At 71.4% G+C, this 20,297-nt stretch carries 18 protein-coding genes and 2 pseudogenes; 4 read left to right on the forward strand and 16 right to left on the reverse strand.

Annotated elements, in window-relative coordinates:
• Positions 1 to 81: 81 nt before the first annotated feature.
• The 3 genes from DRV84_RS11720 to DRV84_RS11730 are packed head-to-tail and all read right to left on the reverse strand — an operon-like array spanning position 82 to position 2,682.
• Positions 82 to 690 carry a CsbD family protein gene (locus DRV84_RS11720; RefSeq protein WP_115980893.1) on the reverse strand — a complete coding sequence of 203 codons (609 nt, stop codon included), beginning with the start codon at positions 688 to 690 and terminating at the stop codon, positions 82 to 84.
• Between the two features lie 49 nt (positions 691 to 739).
• The gene (locus tag DRV84_RS11725; RefSeq protein ID WP_115980896.1) at positions 740 to 859 is read right to left on the reverse strand and encodes an entericidin EcnA/B family protein; all 120 of its coding nucleotides are present in this window, start codon (positions 857 to 859) and stop codon (positions 740 to 742) included.
• Positions 856 to 2,682, reverse strand: a complete 1,827-nt coding sequence (locus DRV84_RS11730) for an extracellular solute-binding protein (RefSeq protein WP_115980898.1) — start codon at positions 2,680 to 2,682, stop codon at positions 856 to 858. The genes DRV84_RS11725 and DRV84_RS11730 overlap by 4 nt, the downstream gene beginning before the upstream one ends.
• Positions 2,683 to 2,960: 278 nt before the next feature.
• On the opposite strand from DRV84_RS11730, the gene DRV84_RS11735 reads away from it, so the two are divergent.
• Both DRV84_RS11735 and DRV84_RS11740 read left to right on the forward strand, forming a co-directional pair.
• Positions 2,961 to 3,734: a 3-hydroxybutyrate dehydrogenase gene (locus DRV84_RS11735; protein WP_115980901.1), complete on the forward strand. Its 774-nt coding sequence runs from the start codon at positions 2,961 to 2,963 to the stop codon at positions 3,732 to 3,734.
• A gap of 93 nt (positions 3,735 to 3,827) precedes the next feature.
• Positions 3,828 to 4,868, forward strand: coding sequence for a patatin-like phospholipase family protein (locus DRV84_RS11740; RefSeq protein WP_115980904.1), 1,041 nt, complete (start codon positions 3,828 to 3,830; stop codon positions 4,866 to 4,868).
• 4 nt (positions 4,869 to 4,872) lie between these two features.
• On the opposite strand, the gene DRV84_RS11745 is transcribed toward DRV84_RS11740, so the two are convergent.
• The gene (locus tag DRV84_RS11745) at positions 4,873 to 5,607 is read right to left on the reverse strand and encodes a DUF502 domain-containing protein (protein WP_115980907.1); all 735 of its coding nucleotides are present in this window, start codon (positions 5,605 to 5,607) and stop codon (positions 4,873 to 4,875) included.
• A gap of 54 nt (positions 5,608 to 5,661) precedes the next feature.
• Positions 5,662 to 6,606, reverse strand: a complete 945-nt coding sequence (locus DRV84_RS11750) for a pseudouridine-5'-phosphate glycosidase (protein ID WP_115980910.1) — start codon at positions 6,604 to 6,606, stop codon at positions 5,662 to 5,664.
• A 257-nt stretch (positions 6,607 to 6,863) separates the two neighbouring features.
• Between DRV84_RS11750 and rpsB the strand changes: the two genes are divergently transcribed.
• Both rpsB and tsf read left to right on the forward strand, forming a co-directional pair.
• Positions 6,864 to 7,655, forward strand: coding sequence for a 30S ribosomal protein S2 (gene rpsB / locus DRV84_RS11755; RefSeq protein WP_115980912.1), 792 nt, complete (start codon positions 6,864 to 6,866; stop codon positions 7,653 to 7,655).
• A 106-nt stretch (positions 7,656 to 7,761) separates the two neighbouring features.
• Positions 7,762 to 8,637 (forward strand): translation elongation factor Ts, encoded by an 876-nt coding sequence (gene tsf / locus DRV84_RS11760; RefSeq protein ID WP_115980915.1) that lies wholly within the window; start codon positions 7,762 to 7,764, stop codon positions 8,635 to 8,637.
• A 391-nt stretch (positions 8,638 to 9,028) separates the two neighbouring features.
• Here tsf and aroQ read toward each other — a convergent pair whose 3' ends face one another.
• The 11 genes and pseudogenes from aroQ to DRV84_RS11810 all read right to left on the reverse strand — a co-directional run bounded on the left by aroQ (position 9,029) and on the right by DRV84_RS11810 (position 20,238).
• Positions 9,029 to 9,490, reverse strand: coding sequence for a type II 3-dehydroquinate dehydratase (aroQ, locus tag DRV84_RS11765; protein ID WP_115980917.1), 462 nt, complete (start codon positions 9,488 to 9,490; stop codon positions 9,029 to 9,031).
• Between the two features lie 154 nt (positions 9,491 to 9,644).
• Complete coding sequence (locus DRV84_RS11770) at positions 9,645 to 10,919, reverse strand: NAD(P)/FAD-dependent oxidoreductase (protein ID WP_115980950.1); 1,275 nt, start codon at positions 10,917 to 10,919, stop codon at positions 9,645 to 9,647.
• Between the two features lie 76 nt (positions 10,920 to 10,995).
• A complete protein-coding gene (phoB, locus tag DRV84_RS11775; protein WP_115980920.1) occupies positions 10,996 to 11,685 on the reverse strand; it encodes a phosphate regulon transcriptional regulator PhoB in 690 nt (229 codons plus the stop codon).
• Between the two features lie 4 nt (positions 11,686 to 11,689).
• Complete coding sequence (phoU, locus tag DRV84_RS11780; RefSeq protein ID WP_115980922.1) at positions 11,690 to 12,427, reverse strand: phosphate signaling complex protein PhoU; 738 nt, start codon at positions 12,425 to 12,427, stop codon at positions 11,690 to 11,692.
• 8 nt (positions 12,428 to 12,435) lie between these two features.
• Positions 12,436 to 13,194 carry a phosphate ABC transporter ATP-binding protein PstB gene (gene pstB / locus DRV84_RS11785; protein ID WP_239995065.1) on the reverse strand — a complete coding sequence of 253 codons (759 nt, stop codon included), beginning with the start codon at positions 13,192 to 13,194 and terminating at the stop codon, positions 12,436 to 12,438.
• Positions 13,195 to 13,252: 58 nt separating this feature from the next.
• Positions 13,253 to 14,056: pseudogene (pstA, locus tag DRV84_RS16260) on the reverse strand (phosphate ABC transporter permease PstA); the annotation flags it as partial.
• A gap of 507 nt (positions 14,057 to 14,563) precedes the next feature.
• Positions 14,564 to 15,043, reverse strand: a pseudogene (locus tag DRV84_RS16265) (DUF3333 domain-containing protein); the annotation flags it as partial.
• A 10-nt stretch (positions 15,044 to 15,053) separates the two neighbouring features.
• Positions 15,054 to 16,430: a phosphate ABC transporter permease subunit PstC gene (gene pstC, locus DRV84_RS11795; protein WP_115980953.1), complete on the reverse strand. Its 1,377-nt coding sequence runs from the start codon at positions 16,428 to 16,430 to the stop codon at positions 15,054 to 15,056.
• Positions 16,431 to 16,521: 91 nt separating this feature from the next.
• Entirely contained in the window at positions 16,522 to 17,508 is a 987-nt protein-coding gene (locus DRV84_RS11800; protein ID WP_115980930.1) for a substrate-binding domain-containing protein, read from the reverse strand.
• A 392-nt stretch (positions 17,509 to 17,900) separates the two neighbouring features.
• A complete protein-coding gene (locus DRV84_RS11805) occupies positions 17,901 to 18,959 on the reverse strand; it encodes a sensor histidine kinase (RefSeq protein WP_115980932.1) in 1,059 nt (352 codons plus the stop codon).
• Positions 18,960 to 19,041: 82 nt separating this feature from the next.
• Positions 19,042 to 20,238: a trans-sulfuration enzyme family protein gene (locus DRV84_RS11810; RefSeq protein WP_115980934.1), complete on the reverse strand. Its 1,197-nt coding sequence runs from the start codon at positions 20,236 to 20,238 to the stop codon at positions 19,042 to 19,044.
• Positions 20,239 to 20,297: the final 59 nt, after the last annotated feature.

Below are 20,297 nucleotides of genomic sequence, written 5' to 3' on the forward strand. Positions count from 1 at the left end.
CGCGGTGCAAGGGTGGGGCGGTCGGTGCGCCGGGGGACCCCTTCCCCCGCGCGCGGGCCAGAAGGCCCGGCTTCCGGGCACTCAGCCGAAGTTTATGCAGGTCCGAGGCGCACGTGCGGCGCGCCTAGGGGCAATGCCGCAGCACTCCGCGCACCGCGGCCACGTCGAGAGGCGCTCAGCCGACACCGGATCAGCTCCAAGGCCCCCCGGCCGGAGCGCGCCGGCGCGCCCGCCGCCGCGGCGCAAAAGCGACACGCTGCGCGCGACGCCTCTCCTTCCGCCATCGACGCGGCCCGGCGCCACGCGCGGCGGATTTGGACGCCGGAGCACAGGCGCCCCGGCCTCAGTCGGTGCGCCCCATCGGGCGGTCGGGCTGATCCTCGTCGCCGAAGGCCGCGTCGTCGGCGAGCGGGTCCTCGCCCTCGGGGACGACGCGGCGCTCTTGGCGATATTGGCGTCGTCGCGCGTCTCGTCCATCAGCGCGTCCACCGGCCGCTCGCCCATCTGCCAGTCGGCGAGTTCGGCGCCCGCCACCGTCCGGTCGAGGCCCGTGGCCCGCGCGATCAGGTCGACGACGCCCTCGCGCTCGCCCTCGAGGGCGAGGAGATCGGCCTCCCGTACCTTGGGCCAGCGCTCCGAGATGATGCGCGCGTAGGCGGGCCAGTCGGCCCGGATGTCGCTCCAGTCCATGGGGCATCCCTCCTTTCGGGGGACAACGCCCATGGCGCGGGCGCGTTCCCTACCGGAACCACCCCTCCACCGTGCGCGCCGCGCCTGAGATGTCCTGCCCTATTCCGTCCACGGTGCCGCAGCCGGCGAGCGCCGCCGCGAGCGTGAGCGTCGCAAGTGCCCGGATCATTCCCCTGTCTCCTCGTACCACCACACGTCCGGCAGGAAGCCGGCCCAGTCGCCGTAGACCGGCAGCTTCTCGGGATAACGCAGCGCGGCGTCGTGCGCGATGTAGCTCGCCGTCCACTGATAGAAGGGAATCACGTAGCGCCCCGCGGTCAGCACACGGTCGAGCGCGCGGGTCGCGGCGACGAAATCCTCCCGGCTTTCGGCGGCGAGCATGGCGTCGATCATCGCCTCGGCGGCCTCCGAGCGCATGCCCATCCAGTTGCGCGAGCCCGGCGTCCCGGCGGCCTCGGCCGACCAGTAGAGCCGCTGCTCGGTCCCCGGCGAGAGCGACAGCCCGACGCGGTAGGGCGTCATGTCGAAGTCGAAGCCGGTCGTGCGCTCGGTGTACTGCGCGTCGTCCACCGTCGCGATCGTCATGTCGATGCCGAGCCGCTCCAGCGCGCGGGCGTAGATGTCGGCGATGGCCTGATGCTCCTGCGCGCCCTGCCGGATCAGGAGCTCGAAGGCGAAGGGCGCGCCCGCGCCGTTCACGAGGCGCCCGTCCTCCACCCGCCAGCCCGCCTCGCGCAGGAGGCGCATCGCGCGGCGCAGCCCCGCGCGGTTGCGCGCGGTGCCGTCGCTTTCGGGGAGCGCATAGCCCTCGAGCGTGCCGGGCGGCAGGTCCTCGGCGAAGGGCGCGAGCAGGTCGCGCACGCGCCCCTCGGCCGGCCCCGCGCGCATGCCGAGCACGGAGTTCGAGAAATACGAGGTGATGCGCGGCTGCCGCCCGCCGGTGAGCGTGTCGTTGATCGCCTCGAAGTTGAAGGCGGCGAGCAGCGCCTCGCGCACGCGCCAGTCGGCGAAGAGATCGCGGCGCGTGTTCATCACGAAGCCGGTCATGCCCGAGGGCCGGCCGTGCGGGATCACCGATTTCTCGATCTCGCCCCGGCGCACCGCCGGGAAGTCGTAGCGCGTCTCCCAGGCGTCGAGGTTGCGCTCGCGGTGCGCGGTGAGCGTGCCGGCCTTGAACGCTTCGAAGAGCGCGGTGGCGTCGCCGAAATACTCGTAGCGGATGGTGTCGAAGTTGTGCGTCCCCGCCCGGAAGGGCAGATCGGCGCCCCAGTAGTCGGGATCGCGCTCGAGCTCGAGGAAGCGGCCGGGTTCGTGGTCGCCCACGACGTAGGGCGCGGTGCCGATGGGCGGCTCGGAGAGCCGCGCCTCGGCGAAGTCGCGCCCCTCGAACTGCGCCTTCTTCAGGATCGGGCGCAGCCCGGCGAGGAGCGCGAGCTCGGGATTGTCCTCGGAGAAGGTGAAGCGCACCGTGCGCTCGCCCACCGCCTCGGCCGTCTCGATCGCGGACCAGAGCGCGCGGTAGCGCGGGTGCCCCTCGGTGCCGAGCACCTCGTAGGACCAGAGCACGTCCTCGACGGTGACCGGCGTGCCGTCGGAGAACCGCGCCTCGGGCCGGAGCCTGAACTCAACCCAGCGGCGGTCCGGCCCGGTCTCGACCGATTCGGCCAGAAGCCCGTAGAGCGTGAACGGCTCGTCCCAGCTGCGGCCCATGAGCGACTCGTAGGCCAGGAACCTGAGCTGCCACGGCGCCGTCCCCGCGAGGGTGAAGGGATTGAGCGTGTCGAAGCCCCCGGTCTCGCCGAAGACGATCCGCCCGCCCTTCGGCGCGTCGGGGTTGGCGTAGGGCAGCGACACAAAATCCGGTGGCAGCGCGGGCGCGCCATACATAGCGATGCCATGCTCGGGCTCCGCCGCGCCCGGCAGAGGCGCGAGGCCGAGCGCCACGGCGACCGCCGCGAGGGCGACGCGCGGCCGGAAAATCACTGATCCCATTTCGGCAACACTGCTCGTGACGGCTTGTTTCGTTGGCCGCAGGGTACCCCCATCGGGACGCCTTTTCAAACTTTTGGCTTGGCGCCCGGCGCCGGATTGCTTATAAGGATCTTACTGCTCGATAGGTTTCTTGCCTGTATGAAACCTGCCTCAACAACTGAACGCCGGCCTCGTGCCGGCGTTTTTTTTTGTGTGCCTCCGCCGCGCCCCGGGGGTTGTCACCGCAGCGCGAGACGCCGATCTATGCCGCGACGCAGCACGGCGACGGGAGCAGTTTCATGGATCTTTCGGGCAAGACGGCGGTGATCACCGGCTCCACCTCGGGCATCGGGCTCGGCGTGGCGCATGAACTCGCCCGGGCGGGTGCGAACGTGGTGATCAATTCCTTCACCGACCGCGACGCGGACCACGCCGTCGCGCGCGAGATCGCCGAGACCCACGGCGTCGCGGCGCGCTACGTGCAGGCGGACATGTCCGACCCGGCGGCCTGCGCCGCGCTGATCGAGGCCGCCGGCGCCTGCGACATCCTCGTGAACAACGCCGGCATCCAGCACGTCGCGCCGATCGAGGCGTTCCCGCGCGAGAAATGGGACGCGATCCTCGCCATCATGCTGTCGAGCGCCTTCCACTGCACGGCGGCCGCGTTGCCGAAGATGCGCGCGGCCGGCTGGGGGCGGGTGGTCAACATCGCCTCGGCGCACGGGCTCACCGGCTCGCCCTACAAGGCGGCCTACGTCGCGGCCAAGCACGGGCTCGTGGGGCTGACCAAGGTCGCGGCGCTCGAGACCGCGCGCGAGCCGATCACCGCCAACGCGATCTGCCCGGGCTACGTGCTGACGCCCCTCGTCGAGGACCAGATCCCCGACACGATGGAGAAATACGGCATGGAGCGCCAGGAGGTGATCGAGAAGGTCATGCTGGAGCGCCAGCCGTCGAAGGAATTCGCCAGCACGGAGCAGATCGGGCAGACGGCGGTCTTCCTCTGCTCGCCCGGCGCGGACCAGATCACGGGCACGACGATCAGCGTGGACGGCGGCTGGACGGCGCTCTGAGGCGGGCCGCGGCAGGGGGGCCGTCTGCCCCCCTCGGCGGCTGGCGCCGCCTCACCCCCCGAGGATATTTTCCCCAAGAAGAAGGATCCGCGCATGGCCGAGGTCCGGCGCATCAATCTCGCGCTGCAGGGCGGGGGCGCGCATGGCGCCTTCACCTGGGGCGTGCTCGACCGGCTTCTGGAGGAAGAGGATCTCGAGATCGCGGGAATCTCGGGCACCTCGGCGGGCGCGCTGAACGGCGCGGCGCTGAAATCGGGGCTGATCGAGGGCGGCGCGCCGCGGGCGCGCGAGGTGCTCGGCGAGCTCTGGGCGCGGATCGGCGCGGTGGGCGACATGCGGATGCCGGCCTGGATGGCGGGCTTCGCGCCGGATCCGGGGATCCTCGCCAAGGCGCTCGCCTATTCGCCGGGCTTCTCGGCGGCCGACGCGCTGTCGCGGACGGTGTCGCCCTATGTCTACGGGCCGTTCTACCGCAATCCGCTGGCTCCGATCGCGGAGGGCTTCAACTACGGCGAGGTCTGCGCCGAGGCGGGGCCGGCGCTTTTCGTGGGGGCGACCAACGTGCGCACGGGCAAGGTGCGCGTCTTTTCCGGCGCCGACATCGGGCCGGAGGCGATCCTCGCTTCGGCCTGCCTGCCGACGCTCTTTCAGGCGGTGCCGGTGCGCGACCCGCAGACCGGCGAGACGGAGCATTTCTGGGACGGCGGCTATACGGGCAACCCGGCGCTCTTTCCGCTCTTCGCGCCGGAGTTGCCCGACGACATCGTGGTGGTCAACATCAACCCGCTCGAGCGTGACGGGCTGCCGGTGACGCCGCAGGAGATCCAGAACCGGATCAACGAGATCAGCTTCAACTCCTCGCTGCTGCGCGAGCTGCGCGCGATCGCCTTCGTGCAGCGGCTCGTCGATTCGGGGCGGATGCCGGCGGGCGCGATGAAACGGGTGCGGATGCACATGATCGCCGACGACGACCTGATGAACCGGCTCTCGGTGGCCACGAAGCTCGTGCCGCTGCCCGGTGTGATCGCCGAGCTCTTCGAGGCCGGGCGCGGGGCCTGCGACGGGTTTCTCGCGGCGCACGGGGGCGATCTGACCCGGCGGCAGACGCTCGACCTCGCCGCGCTTTACGACTGAGCGCTCACTCGGCGGCGCGCGGGGGCGCGGCGGGCACGGGCGGCGCGGACGGGTCGCGCGGGTTCGGATAGACGAGGCCCGCCGAGATCACGAGCTTGGCCGCGTCCTCGATCGACATATCGAGCTCGATCACGTCCTCGCGCGGGAAGAACAGCAGGAACCCGGAGGTCGGGTTGGGCGTGGTGGGCACGAAGACCGACAAGAGGTCGCCCGCCGTCTCGGCCTTGTCGGCCACCTCGCCGCGGGTCTCGGTGGAGATGAAGCCGATCGCCCAGATGTCCTTGCGCGGATACTGAATCAGGCAGGCCTTCTCGAAGCTGCGCTCGGACTGGGCGAAAACCGTCTCGGCGATCTGCTTCACGCCGGAGTAGATCGAGCGGACCACCGGCATGCGCTCGACGAGGCGCTCGGCCCAGCGAATCAGCCCGCGGCCGATCACGCCCTTGGCGATCCAGCCGACGAGCACCGTGAAGAGCAGGAAGACCACGACGCCGAGGCCGCGCACGTTGACCTGCGTCTCGGGACCGAAGACGCGCTGAAAGAGGCGCTCGGGCTGATAGGGGCCGGGCACGAAGGGCAGGACGAAGCTGTCCACCCAGCCGATCGCCGTCCAGATCAGCCAGACGGTGAGGCCCACCGGCGCGATCACGACGATGCCGGTGATGAAGCTCGACCGCAGGCCGGCCAGAAGGCCGGGCTTGCGCGGGGGCGGGGTCTCGTCGGGCTGGGGTGTGCTCATCGGTCCGTGCCGCCGTTCGCGGTCATGGCTCAAGGTAGAGGGCGGCGCGCGCTTCTACAATGGCGCGGCGGGGGCCTTGGCGCCGCCGGCGCGCGCGGCGGCGATTTCCTGTGCGATCGCGGCGCCGAGACGGGCGTTGGCGCGCACGAGCGCGGCGTTGGCGTCGAGCGTGCGCCCCTCCGTGAGCGCGCGCAGCCGGTCGAGGAGGGCGGGCGTCACCGCCTTGCCGGTCACGCCCTCGGCGGCGACCTCGGCCTCGGCGCGGGCGATGAGCGGCGCGAGCTCGGCGAGGGGGATCTCCGCCTCCGCCGGGATCGGGTTGGCGACGAGCTGCCCGCCGGCGAGGCCGAGCGCGCCGCGCGAGAGATGCGCCCGCGCGATCGCCGCCGGGTCGTCCATCCGGAGCGGCGCGGGAAGGCCGCTGTCGCGCGCCCAGAAGGCGGGGAAAGCGTCCTGTCCGACGGCGAGGACCGGCACGCCCAGCGTCTCGAGCACTTCCAGCGTCTTGGGCAGGTCGAGGATCGCCTTGGCGCCCGAGGCGACGACCGTCACCGGGCTCTGCGCGAGTTCCCGGAGGTCGGCGGAGACGTCGAAGCTCGTCTCCGCGCCGCGGTGCACCCCGCCGATGCCGCCCGTGGAGAAGACGTCGATCCCGGCGCGCGCGGCGGCGATCATCGTGGCGGCGACGGTGGTCGCGCCGGTGCGCCCCTCGGCCATGCAGACGGCGAGATCGGCGCGCGAGAGCTTGGCGACGCCTACGCCACGGGCCAGCCGCTCGAGCGCGGGGGCGTCGAGCCCGGCGCGGAGGCGCCCGTCGATGACGGCGACGGTGGCGGGCACCGCGCCGCCCGCGCGCACCTCCCCCGCCACCTCCTGCGCGAGCTCGAGGTTGCGCGGCCAGGGCAGGCCGTGGCTGACGATCGTGCTTTCAAGCGCGACGACCGGGCGGCCGGCGGCGAGCGCCCCGGCCACCTCGTCGGAGAGATCGGGGCGGATCATGCGGCGGCCTGCCGGCGATATGCGGCGGCGCGGCGGCGGGCGGGCGTCTCGGGGGCGCGTGTCATGCGCCCTGCATGGCCCGCCCGCCCGCGCGAGGCAAGGCGCCCCCTCTTGCGCGGGTCGCGCGAAGGGGCTATCTGCGCCGCATTCATCCCGCAGGCAGGGGCCGGGCGGGCAGGGGAGACATCCCTGCACGTCCACCGGTGGGGCCAGACCCTGACCCCCTGCCGAGGCGCAAACCGGAAAGGATACGCGACATGGCTCTTCCCGAGTTCAATCTGCGTCAGCTTCTCGAAGCCGGCGTGCACTTCGGTCACCAGACGCAGCGCTGGAACCCGCAGATGAAGCCCTTCATCTACGGCCAGCGCAACGGCATCCACATCGTCGACCTGACGCAGACGGTGCCGATGCTCGACGCCGCGCTCAACGCCGTCCGCGAGACGGTCGCCAAGGGCGGCCGCGTGCTCTTCGTCGGCACCAAGCGGCAGGCGCAGCGCCCCGTGGCCGATGCCGCCGAGAAATGCGCGCAGTACTACATGAACCACCGCTGGCTCGGCGGCACGCTCACCAACTGGCGCACGGTCAGCCGCTCCATCCAGCGGCTCAAGGACATCGACGAGATGGCCGAGCAGGGCTTCCACGGCCTGACCAAGAAAGAGCGCCTCGGCATGGAGCGCGAGCAGACGAAGCTTCAGGATTCGCTCGGCGGCATCCGCGAGATGGGCGGCGTGCCGGACATGCTCTTCGTCATCGACGTCAAGAAGGAGGCGCTCGCCGTCACCGAGGCCAACAAGCTCGGCATCCCGGTCGTCGCGGTCGTCGACACCAACTGCTCGCCGCAGGGCGTGGACTACGTGATCCCCGGCAACGACGACGCGGCGCGCGCCATCGCGCTCTACTGCGACCTCGTGAGCCGCGCGGCGCTCGACGGCATGTCGGCGCAGCTCGGCGCGGCGGGCGTCGACCTCGGCGCGCTGGCCGAGACCGAGGGCGAAGAGGTGGCCGAGGCGCCGACCGAAGAGGCCGCGCAGGAAAGCGCCGGAAGCTGAGGCCGGGCCGGGCGCGCGGGCGCCCGCCCCCTTATCCGTCCCCTGACACATGTCTGATACGCGACGCGGGCAGACCGGCGTCGCACCATCCGAAGGAGAGCCCGACATGGCAATCACCGCTCAACAGGTGAAGGAGCTGCGCGAGACGACCGGCGCCGGCATGATGGACGCCAAGAAGGCGCTGACCGAAACCGACGGCGACATGCAGGCGGCCATCGACTGGCTGCGCACCAAAGGCCTCGCCAAGGCGGCCAAGAAATCCGACCGCACCGCGGCCGAGGGCCTCGTCGCCGTGCGCGTCGAGGGCGGCACCGGCGTTGCGGTCGAGGTCAACTCCGAGACCGACTTCGTCGCCAAGAACGCCGAGTTCCAGGAGTTCGTGACGCAGGTCGCCGAAAAGGCGCTCACGCTCGACGACGTCGAGGCGCTCAAGGCGGCCGATCTCGGCGGCAAGTCGGTGGCCGACACGCTGACCGACAAGATCGCCACCATCGGCGAGAACATGATGCTGCGCCGCATGGCCAAGGTCGAGGGGCCGACCGTCGTCTCCTACGTCCACAACGCCGCCGCGCCCGGCATGGGCCAGATCGGCGTGCTCGTGGCGATGAAGGGCGGCGACGAGGACTTCGGCCGCAAGGTCGCCATGCACATCGCCGCCGCCTCGCCACAGGCCCTGAACGAGGCCGCGCTCGACCCGGAGGTGCTGGAACGCGAGCGCCGCGTGCTCACCGACCAGGCGCGCGACTCCGGCAAGCCCGAGCAGGTCATCGAGAAGATGATCGAGGGCCGCATGAAGAAGTACCTCGGCGAGGTCACGCTCCTCGGGCAGGCCTTCGTGATCGACCCGGACAAGACCGTGGCGCAGGCGGCCGAGGAGGCCGGCGCGGAAATCCTCGGCTACGTCCGCATGGCCGTCGGCGAGGGTGTCGAGCGCGAGGAAGAGGACTTCGCCGCCGAGGTGGCCAAGGCCGCGCAGGGCTGAGCCACGCTCCGGTCAGTAGGACGGGCCGTGCCACGATCGGTGGCGCGGCCTTTTTCGTGTGTGGGGGCGATCCGATCGCTGAAACGTGGAAACGGCGCCGCGGCAGGGCGACGCCGTTTCCGGTGCCCCGTCCAGCTTGGGGATTGGGCGGAACGAGGCGCAAGGAGCAGCAAGGGCAGGGACGATCCCACCCCCGCGAACGGGGACCGCAGCGCCCCGAAATTGCGAGGATGCGGCCCCCTGGCGTTCCCGGCTGTCGTAATTCCAGCCACCACTCACGGAACGCCGCCAAGGTTCCATACAACCCGCCCTTGTGAAAAGACCTTACCGGCAGCTGTCGCGTCGGAAAATCGAATATGGTTTTTATATCAACGGCTTCTCGTGCATGATTTCAGCCGCTGTCGGCCGCGCGCGACCGCTCCGACCAATGCGCCCGCAGCGCGTCGAGCGCCAAGAGATAGCCCTGCGCGCCGAATCCCGCGATCTGGCCGAGCGCGACCGGCGCGATGAAGGACTGGTGCCGGAACGCCTCGCGCGCGTGGATGTTCGAGAGATGCACCTCGACCACCGGCACGGCGACCGAGGCGATCGCGTCGCGCAGCGCCACCGAGGTGTGCGTGTAGGCGCCGGCGTTCAGCACGATGCCGGCGGCGGTCTCGGCGGCGGCGTGGATCGCGTCGATCAGCGCGCCTTCGTGGTTGCTCTGCAACGTATCGACCTCGATCCCGTGGCGCGCGCCGTGTGCGCGCACCTGCGCCTCGATCTCGGCGAGCGTGACGCGCCCGTAGATACCGGGCTCGCGCAGGCCGAGGCGGTTGAGGTTCGGGCCGTTGAGGACGAGCGCACGGGGCATCCGGGATCTCCTGACTGATAGCGCAGGGTTAGCCACGCGGGCGCGCGACTGTCCAGCCGCGCGGCGCCATTCGCGCCGGGGGTGCGTCGCCGGCGGCACATCCAAAATTTAACATAATATTGATTATGCGATTATTGCTGCCGGCACCGCAGCCTCAACCGCGCCCCCGCGCGGCCGCACTGTGCCAGGCGAGCGCCCCGGCCTCGTAGATCGCGCTCCTGAGCCGCGGCGCCGGATCGGCGTAGGCCTCGCGCGGCTGGAGCGGCAGCGCGCCCTCCCGGTCTTCGAGCAGCGCCTCGGCCGCCGCGCGGCCCATCACGGTGCCCGGCGCGATGCCGCGGCCCGAATAGCCGAAGACCGCGAGCGCGCCGCGCCCGAGGCGCAGAACCTTCGGCAGATGATCGCCCGTCACGGCGATGCGCCCGCTCCAGGCGTGCTCGAACGGCACACGGCCGAGCCCCGGGAACAGCCGCGCGAGCTTGCGCCGCGCCCAGCCGTGATGCAGCGCGCGCGCCAGCCCCTCGGGCCGGCCCATGCCGCCGAGGATCACGCGCCCGGAGGCGTCGCGGCGCAGCGACGTCATCACCGTGCCGGTGTCCCATGCGCCTTCGCCGCCCGGCAGCACCTCGGCGACCCAATCAGGCTCCAGCGGCGCGGTGGCGAGCTGGAAGAAATGCAGAGCCGCCGTCCGCGGCTGCGCGGCGCCGCGCGGCGGGCGGTGATAGGCGTTCGTCGCCATCAGGAGCCGGCGCGCCGTGACCCGGCCGCCCTGCCCCGTCCGCAGCCGCCAGACGCCGTTTTCGTATTCCGTTTCCGTGACTTGCGAGGCTTCGTTGATCTGCGCACCCGCATCCGCGGCCGCTCGTGCCAACCCGCGCGCATAGGCCAGCGGCTGGATCGTGCCCGCCCGCGCGTCATGGAGCGCGCCGTGCACCGCGGGACTGCCGCTGCGCGCCTGCGCCTCGCGCGCGTCGAGCAGCGTGACCGGCGCGCCCGCGGCGGCGGCCTGCGCGTGGCGGCGGCGCAGGTCCGCCATCGCCGAGGGCGCATGCGCGAGGTGCAGCGTCCCTGCGCGCACCGGTTCGCAGGCGATGGCGTGGCGCTGGATCAGGCCGAAGACCTCCTCCGGCCCGGCGGCGAGCGCGGCGTTGAGCGCGGGGCCCTCCTCGGGGCCGAGCGCGGCGGCCACGTCGTCGGGCGGCAGCCAGAGCCCCGCGTTGACCAGCCCGACGTTGCGCCCCGAGCCGCCCGCGCCGACGCGCCCGGCCTCCAGCACGACGACGCGCGCCCCGGCCCGGGCCGCGTGCAGCGCCGCCGACAGGCCGGTGTAGCCCCCGCCGATCACCGCGAGGTCGGCCTGCACGTCGCCCGAGAGCGGCGGTGCCTCGAAGGTCTCGGCCGCGCTCGTCTCCCAGAGGTTTTCCACGATCGCCCCCGCCTGATCCCGGCGGCGATAGAAGCAGGCGCACCCCCGCCGGCGCAAGCCCGCCGCGCGCCGCGGGAGATCAGCCGAGGGCGTAACCCGCCCCGCGCACCGTGCGCACCGGGTCGTCGCCGCCGTGCTGGCAGAGCGCCTTGCGCAGGCGGCCGATGTGGACGTCCACCGTGCGCGTGTCCACGTAGATGTCGCGGCCCCAGACGCGGTCCAGCAACTGCTCGCGCGTCCAGACGCGGCCCGGCTTCTCCATGAAGGTCGCCAGCAGGCGGAACTCCGTCGGGCCGAGCTTCAGCGTGTTCTCGCCCCGGAACACCTTGTGCGTCTCGGGATCGAGGAGGATGTCGTCGTAGACCAGTTGCTGGCCCACCGCGGCGGGCCGCGTGCGGCGGAGCTGCGCGCGCACGCGCGCCATGAGCTCGACCACCGAATAGGGCTTGACCACGTAGTCGTCGGCCCCGGTCTCGAGGCCGCGCACGCGGTCGACCTCCTCCGAGCGGGCCGAGAGCATGATGACCGGCACGCCGCGCGTCTCGGGGCGCAGCTTTATGCGCCGGCAGACCTCGATCCCGGAGACGTTGGGCAGCATCCAGTCGAGGACGACGATATCCGGCGCTTCCTCTTCCAGCAGCAGCAGCGCCTCCTCGCCGTTGATCGCCTTGGCGACGCGGAAGCCTTCGGCCTCCAGGTTGTAGGAGAGGACCTCCCGCTGGGCGTGTTCATCCTCGACCACCAGAACGACGGGCTGTTCCGCGGACATGGCGTCAATCCCCGGCCTCGTCGGCGCCGGGCGCGAGATCCGGGTCGTAGGAGGTCTTGTCCGCCTTCGGCCGGCGCTCGCGCGGGGCCTCCCCCGAGACGAGGAAGATCACCTGCTCGGCGATCGAGGTGACGTGGTCGCCCATGCGCTCGATGTTCTTGGCGATGAAATGCAGATGCATGCAGGCCGTGATGTTGCGCGGGTCCTCCATCATGAAGGTGAGGAACTCGCGGAAGATGGCGTTGTACATCTGGTCGAGATCGGCGTCGCGGTTGATGACGTCGTGCGCCAGATCCTCGTCGCGCTGGATGTAGGCGTCGAGCGCGTCCTTGAGCATGAGCTCGACCTCGCGCGCCATGCGCCGCAGCGCCGCCGGCGCGCCGGGGATCGTCTGCATTTGGATCAGCACGCCGGTGCGCTTGGCCATGTTCTTCGAGAGATCGCCGATCCGCTCGAGGTTGGCCGCGATCTTCATCACCGAGAGCACGACTCGCAAATCGACGGCCGTCGGCGCGCGCAGCGCGATCACGCGCGCGGCCTCGTCGTTGACCTGTTCCTCGAGGGTGTCGATGGCGAGGTCGCCCTGCCGGACCTCCTCTGCGAGCGCCTCGTCGCGCGTCTCGAGCGATTTGGCGGCCTTCAGGATCGCGGCCTCGACGAGGCCGCCCATCTTCATGATGCTGGCCTGAATGGCTTCGAGGTCGCGGTCGTAGACCGAACTGATGTGCGGGCTTTCCTGCATGATGCGCCTTATCCGATCCGGCCGGTGATGTAGCTCTCGGTCCGGGGGTCTTCGGGGTTGGTGAAGATCTTCGAGGTGTCGTCGTATTCGACGAGATTTCCGAGATGGAAGAAGGCCGTCTTCTGGCTGACGCGGGCGGCCTGCTGCATGGAGTGGGTGACGATCACCACCGCGTAGTTCTGCCGGAGCTCGTCGATCAGCTCCTCGATCTGGCTGGTCGCGATCGGGTCGAGCGCCGAGGCGGGCTCGTCCATCAGGAGCACCTCGGGCTCGGTGGCCACGGCGCGCGCGATGCAGAGGCGCTGCTGCTGCCCGCCCGAGAGCCCCGTGCCGGTCGCGTCGAGCCGGTCCTTGACCTCGTCCCAGAGCGCGGCGCGGCGCAGCGCGCGCTCCACCAGTTCGTCGAGATCGCCCTTGGTCCGCGCCATGCCGTGGATCTTGGGGCCGTAGGCGACGTTCTCGTAGATTGACTTCGGGAAGGGGTTGGGCTTCTGAAAAACCATGCCCACCTTCGCGCGCAGCTGCACCGGGTCGACGCGGGCGTCGTAGACGTCCTCCCCGTCGAGCAGGATCGTGCCCTCGACGCGCGCGACGTCGATCGTGTCGTTCATCCGGTTCAGGCAGCGCAGGAAGGTGGACTTGCCGCAGCCCGAGGGGCCGATGAAGGCGGTCACCGTCTTGTCCTGAATGTCGACGTTGACGTCCTTGATCGCGTGGGTCGCGCCGTAGAACACCTGCACGTCCGCGCAGTGGAACTTGGTCGCCATCTGCTCGGTCGCGCCGTCGGCGGTCTTGGAGGTATCGTACATCGCTTCGTCCATTCTGTTACCAGCGCCGCTCGAAGCGCTTGCGGAGGAAGATCGCCAGGGCGTTCATCGCGACGAGGAAGGTCAGCAGAACGCAGATCGCCGCCGCCGCGCGCGCCTCGAAGCCCGGCTCGGGGAAATCGTACCACCGGAAGATCTGCACCGGGAGCACCGTCGCGCTGTCGGTGATGCTGCCGGGCGTCTCGACGATGAAGGCGACCATGCCGATCATGATGAGCGGCGCGGTCTCGCCGAGGGCCGCGGCCATGCCGATGATCGTGCCGGTCAGGATACCCGGCATCGCCAGCGGCAGGACGTGGTGAAAGCTCGCCTGCATCTTCGAGGCGCCGACGCCGAGCGCGGCCTCGCGGATCGAGGGCGGCACCGCCTTGATCGCGGCGCGCGCGGCGATGATGATCGTGGGCAGCGTCATCAGCGTCAGCACCAGACCGCCGGCGAGCGGCGCGGAGCGCGGCACGCCGAAGACGTTGAGGAAGACCGCCAGCCCCAGCAGGCCGTAGACGATCGACGGCACCGCGGCGAGGTTGTTGATGTTGACCTCGATGAAATTGGTGAAGCGGTTCTTCGGCGCGAATTCCTCCAGGTAGATCGCCGAGAGCACCCCGATCGGGAAGGCGAGCGCGAAGGTCACCATCATCGTCCAGAAGGAGCCGACGAGCGCGCCGCGGATCCCGGCGAGCTCCGGCGCGCGGCTGTCGGCGGCGGTGAAGAAGCGCGTGTTGAAGCCGCGCTCGACCGCGCCCTCGGCCGCCAGCGTCTCGAGCCAGGCGATCTGGTGGTCGCTCACGGCGCGGCGCGCCTCCGAGAGCTCGGTTGTGTGAAAGCGCCAGTCGCCGGTCCCCTCGATCGGCAGGTCCACCTCGGTGAGCGCCTCGCCCAGCCCGCCGGAGCGCGAGACCTCCGTCATGCGGATCCAGCCGCCGCCGGCCTCGATCAGGAGCGAGATGTTCTCGTCGTCGAGCGGCTCGGTGCCGCCCGCCGTCTCGGCCCGCGCCTCGAGCGCCTCGGCCTCCGCCAGCAGCGCGTCGCGCTTTTCCTCGGCGGCGGCCTGCCGCTCCAGTTGCGCCGCGCGCGCCTCCTCGGCCTCCGCGGCCGCCGCGCGCTCGCCGTAGACGCGCACGGCGTTTTGCTGGCGCGCGGCCTGCTCGCGCAGCCGGTCGGCGTCGCCGTAAAGGCTCTGCTTCACGACCTGCAGCACCTCGCCGAAGTCCTCGGCCGTCGAGTCGATCACCAGCGCGCCGTCGGCGCCCTCGCGCACGGAAAGCCGCCCCGCGACCTCCCGCGTCTCGAGCTCGCCGTAGCCGCCCTGAAAATAGTAATCCGTCAGATCCGCGGCGATCAGCGGATAGCTCACCGTCTGCCCGATGAGCTCCGGGTTGGCCACGACATGCTTGGCCAGGTCGAACTGCGCGCCGCCCGAGACCAGCGCGTCGAGCGCGCGGCGCTCGGTGCGGCCCGAGGCGAGCGGGAAGCGCGCCTCGAGCGTCTCGTCGATCAGGTCGCCGAAGGGCGCGCGCCGGATCTCCTCCTCGGGGCTGTCGGGCGTGACGCCGAGCGCCTCGGACGAAAGGGTCACCTCGTAGGTGAAATGCGTGTTGGTGAAGGCGCCCGTCGCCTTCGTCACCACCGAGCCCACGAGCGTCGCGAGCGCGAGCAGCGCAAAGGCGATGGCGGCGATACCGTAGGCCTTGAGCCGGCTCTGCGCGCGGCGGCGCTGGCGCAGGCGGCTGCTGCCGGCGGCGAGGCTGCCGTGCGCGGAGGCGGCGGGCTGTGCTGCGGTGTCGGTCATGCGGCGGGCCTCACTCGTAGGCTTCGCGGAAGCGGCGCACGAGGCGCTGCGCGAGGATGTTCATCACCAGCGTCATCACGAAGAGCGTGAAGCCGAGGGTGAAGGCGGGGCCGGCGGCCGTCTCGGCGTCGGTGTCGCCGGTGATCAGCGCGACGATCTGCACGGTCACGGTCGTCGTCGCCTCGAGCGGGTTCGCGGTCAGGTTGGCCCCCTGCCCCGCGGCCATCACCACGATCATCGTCTCGCCGATGGCCTTGCTCACCCCGAGGATCGCCGCCGAGACGATCCCGGGCAGCGCCGCGGGCAGCACGACGAGGCGCATGGTCTCCGCCTCCGTCGCGCCCACGCCGAGCGAGCCGTCGCGCAGGCTCTGCGGCACGGCGTTGATCACGTCGTCGGAGAGCGAGGAGATGAAGGGGATGATCATGATCCCCATGGTCAGCCCCGCGGCGAGCGCCGATTCGGAGGAGATCCGCACCCCGATCATCTCGCCGAAATCGCGCAGCGCCGGCGCGAGCGTGATCGCCGCGAAGAAGCCGTAGACCACCGTCGGCACCCCGGCGAGGATCTCCAGAAGCGGCTTCGCGACCGCGCGCACCCGCTTCGGCGCGAAATCCGACAGGTAGATCGCCGAGAAGAGCCCGATCGGCACCGCCACCAGCATGGCGATCGCCGTGATCAGCAGCGTGCCCGCGAAAAGCGGCAGCGCGCCCACCTTGTCGGGGTCCATCTGCCCCTCGAAGACGCCCGACAGCGGGCTCCAGGTCGCGCCGAGGATGAACTTGTCGATGCGCCAGTCGATCATCCCGAAGAAGCGCACCGTCTCGAAAATGAGCGACAGGACGATGCCGACGGTCGTCAGGATGGCGATGGTCGCCATGGCGAGCAGGATGTTCAGCATGATCCGCTCGGCCCGGTTGCGCGCCCGCCAGCCGGCCGACACCCGCCCGTAGGTGATGCGCGCCGCCACCGCCGCGCCGCCGACGCTCAGCGCGATCACGACCCAGTTGCGCGTCGCGCTCATCCAGTCGTAGGCGGCCGCGATCTGGTCGCGCAGCACACCCCCGCGCGAAGACATGCGCCCCTCGGCGAGCGCCTTGGCGTCCGACAGCAGGAGCTGACGTTCGAGCGGCGCCATACTCGGGCGCGCCGCCTCGATCCGGCCCATGAGCACGCGGTCGATCAGCCAGTCGCCGAGCGTCGCGCTCACCAGAAGCGCCCCGATCCCCGCGAGCGCCACCCAGAGCAGGCTGTAGAGCCCGTGAAACACGGGCCGCGAGTGCAGGACGCCCGCGCGGCCGCCCGCGATGGCGAGGGCCTTGCGCTGCGCCATGAAATGGGACGCGAGCGCGATCAGAAGGACGACGGCGAAGAGGGTCAGGGACATCAGCGGCACCGGTGAAACAATCGCGCCGGACCCTGCTTCGGTCCGGCGAAACCGGGGGCGTCGCCGCCCCCGGCCGCATCGCGCATGGCGATCAGTAGGTCTCGGGCGTCAGGCCCGGAAGCGTCTCGATGGCCTCGAGGTTGGCCTCCTGCCCGTCCTCGGAGACCGGGATCATGCCGAGATCGACGAGGTAGCCGTCCGGCCCCTGCGCCGCGACGAACTCGCGGGCGTACTCCTTGACGCCCGGGATCACGCCGACGTGGTCGTGCTTGATGTAGAAGAACATCGAGCGCGACACTTCGTATTCGCCGCTTGCGATGGCGTCGAAGGTCGGCATGACGCCGTTGATCTCCACGCCCTTCAGGCTGTCGCGGTTCTGGTCGAGGAAGGAGAAGCCGAAGACGCCCACCGCGCGGTCGTTCGCTTCCAGCTTCGAGACGATCAGGTTGTCGTTCTCGCCGGCCTCGACGTAGGGGCCGTCCTCGCGGATCTCCATGCCGGCGCCTTCGCAGTCCTCGCCGCCTGCCTGCTCACAGCCCTTCTCCATGACCAGTTCCTCGAACGAGTCACGGGTGCCGGAGGTCGGCGGCGGGCCCAGAACCTCGATCTCGACGGCGGGCAGCGCCGGGTCGACCTCGTCCCAGGTGGTGGGCCGCGGGCCCTCGGCGGCCAGGGCCTGCCAGACCTGCGCCTTGGTCAGTTGCAGGTCCGGGCCGGAGGCGGCGTTCGCCATCACGAGGCCGTCGTAGCCCGCGAGGACCTCGGTGAACTCGACACCGTTCTCGAGGCAGGTCTCGACCTCGGACATCTTCACCCGGCGCGAGGCGTTGGTGACGTCCGGATGCTCGACGCCGACGCCGGCGCAGAACAGCTTCAGGCCGCCGCCCGACCCGGTCGATTCGATGATCGGCGTGGCGAAATCGGTCGTGTTGCCGAACTCCTCGGCCACGGCCGTGGCGAAGGGGAACACGGTGGACGAGCCGACGATGCGGATCTGCGTACGATCCTGCGCGGCGACCGCGGTGGCCGACACGGCGGCCAGCGCCAGCGCGGAGGCGGACAGTTTCACGAAACTCATGGATTACTCCCAGGTTCTGTTGAGGACCGCGGCAGCGCGATCTCGTGACGCCGCCTAGGCCGCGCACGCTATGCTTTTGTGACGGCGATGTAACAGTTTTACGACATGTCTAGTTTCCGGGCGCGGCGCACCGCCCTTCCGTGGCGTAAGATCGCCGCTGCACCGCCGCGCCACGGCGGTGTCCCGCCCGCACCGCCGCGCTCGGGCGCCCTCCGGTCCTTCTTCTTGGCGAAAATATCCCGGGGGTGAGGCCCGCAAGGGCCGAGGGGGCAGCGCCCCCTTCGCACCGACGACGCCGGGCACCCGGCCCGGCCGCGCACCGCGCGGCCATGCATCGCCGAAACACCGCAGCCTGCGCCCCTCGCAGCGCGCGGCGCCGCGCGCCGCCCGGCTCAGTCCACCGGCAGCACGACGCTGAAGGTGCTCCCCTCGCCCGGCGTGCTGTCGATTCGCATGCGCCCGCGGTGGCGGTTCACGATGTGCTTGACGATGGCGAGGCCGAGCCCGGTGCCCCCCATCTCGCGCGAGCGGTGGCTGTCCACCCGGTAGAATCGCTCCGTCAGCCGCGGCAGGTGAATCTCCGGGATGCCGGGCCCGGTATCGGCGACGCGCACCCGCACGCCGGTCGCGCGCAGCCGCGGCTCGTAGGCCGGCGCGTCCATCGCCACGCGCACCTCCGCGCCCGCGCCGCCGTATTTGATCGCGTTCTCGACGAGGTTTGAAAACACCTGCCGGAGCTGGTCCGCGTCGCCCGGCACCAGCGGGCCGTCGGTCTCCTCGGGCAGCGCGTCGATCAGCGTCACGCCGGCCTCGGAGGCCAGCGGCGCGAGGCCCGCGACGCTCGCCCTGAGGAGCGCGCCGAGCTCCACCCGCTCGGCCGGGCGCATGCGCTCGTCCGCCTCGACCCGGCTCAGCGACAGGAGATCGCCCACCAGCCGGTTCATCCGGCTCGCCTCCGCCTCCATGATCGAGAGGAACCGCTCGGCCGCCGCCGGATCCTCGCGCGCCGGCCCCTTCAGCGTCTCGATGAAGCCCATGAGCGCGGTGAGCGGCGTGCGCAGCTCGTGGCTGACGTTGGCCACGAAATCGCGCCGCATCTGCCCGGCCTTCTCCACCGGCGTGACGTCCTCGAAGACGACGAGCACGCCGCGCCCATGCAAGGCCCCGTCGCGCAGCCGCGCCGGCCCGATCGAGACCCGGAAGGCGAGGTCCTGCCCCCGGTCGTGGGTCAGGAAATCCGCCGTGCGGCGCTCCCCGTCGCGCAGGCTCGCCTCGATCGCGTCGAGAAGCGCGGGCTGGCGCAGCGCGGTGATGAAATGCCGCCCCTCGGTGCCCTCGCCGAAGAGGCGCACCGCGTCGGCGTTCGCCGCCTCGATACGCTCGTTCGGCCCGACGGCGAGCGCGGGCATCGGCAGGGCGGCGACCAGAGAGGCGACGACGGGGTGCGACATGATGCGGGACGGGGTCCTCCGGCGGGCCGGCGGCCCGGGCGGCGCGACAGTTCCAGAGCGCCGCGCAGTTGTAAAGCCGCGCTCAGCCGGCGGCGGCCCGCGCCGCCTCCGCCCCCGCCGCGAGCGCCGCGAAGAGCGCCTCCTCCGGCTCGAGCCCGACCGACAGCCGGAAGGTGCCCTCGCCGATGCCGAGCGCCGCGCGCGCGGCCGCGTCGAGCCCGCGGTGCGAGGAACTCGCCGGGTGCGAGAGCGTGCTGCCCGCGTCCCCGAGCGTGGGCGCCATCGGCAGCCCCGCCTCGCCCGCCGCGCGCGCGAAGGCGTCCGCGCCCGCGCGCCCGCCGGCCACCTCGAAGGTGACCATGTTGCAGCCCCGCGCGCCCAGAAGCGCCGCGGCCCGCGCCCGGTCCGGGTGATCGGCGCTGAGCGGATAGCGCAGCCCGCCGACCCCCGGCAGATCGCCCAGCCGCTCCGCGAGCGCCGCCGCCGTCGCCTCCGCCCGGTCGTAGCGCAGCTCGAAGGTCAGGAGCCCGCGCTCGGCGAGCCAGCAGTCGAAGGGGCTCGCCGTCAGGCCCATCGTCACCGCGAAGCTCTCCATCCGCGCGAGGAGCGCCGCGTCGCGCGCGCCCACCCAGCCGAGGGTCGCGTCGGCATGCCCCGACAGAAGCTTCGTCACCGAATGGATCACGATGTCCGCGCCGTGCTCGACGGCCCGGAGCGCCCGCGGCGTGGTGAAGGTCCCGTCCACGGCGAGCAGGATCCCCCGCGCCTGCGCGAGTTCCGCGATCCCCTCCAGATCCGCCACCCGCAGCATCGGGTTGGAGACCGTCTCGATCAGGATCATGCGCGTCTCGGGGCGCAGCGCCGCCGCGACCGCACCGGCCTCCGTCGCGTCGGCGAGGCTCGTGGCGATCCCGAGCCGCGGCAACTCCTCGCGCATCAGGCGCAGCGAGCGACCGTAAAGCTGATCGCCCCCCACCACGTGATCGCCCGCACGGAGAAGCCCCATCAGCGCCGAGGCCACCGCCGCCATGCCCGAGCCGGTGACGAGCCCGCCCGCGCAGCCTTCCATCGTCGCGATCCGCGCGGCGAGCGCCGCGGCGTTCGGATGCCCCTCGCGCGCATAGGTGTGCCCCGCGGCCCGCCCCTCGTACTGCGCGTCGAGCGCCGAGGGGCTCTCGGCGGCATAGACCACCGAGGGCTGGATCGGCGCCGCCACCGGCGCGCTCACGCCCGTCGTCACCGCCTCGGGCCGCATCAGGCTCGGTTTCTGTTCCGCCATCGCCGCACGCACCGGGGCGCGCCCCGGCCCTTCTTCTTGGTCCAAATATCCTCGGGGGG

It is taken from the genome of Rhodosalinus sediminis (assembly GCF_003385555.1).
GTDB lineage: Bacteria > Pseudomonadota > Alphaproteobacteria > Rhodobacterales > Rhodobacteraceae > Rhodosalinus > Rhodosalinus sediminis.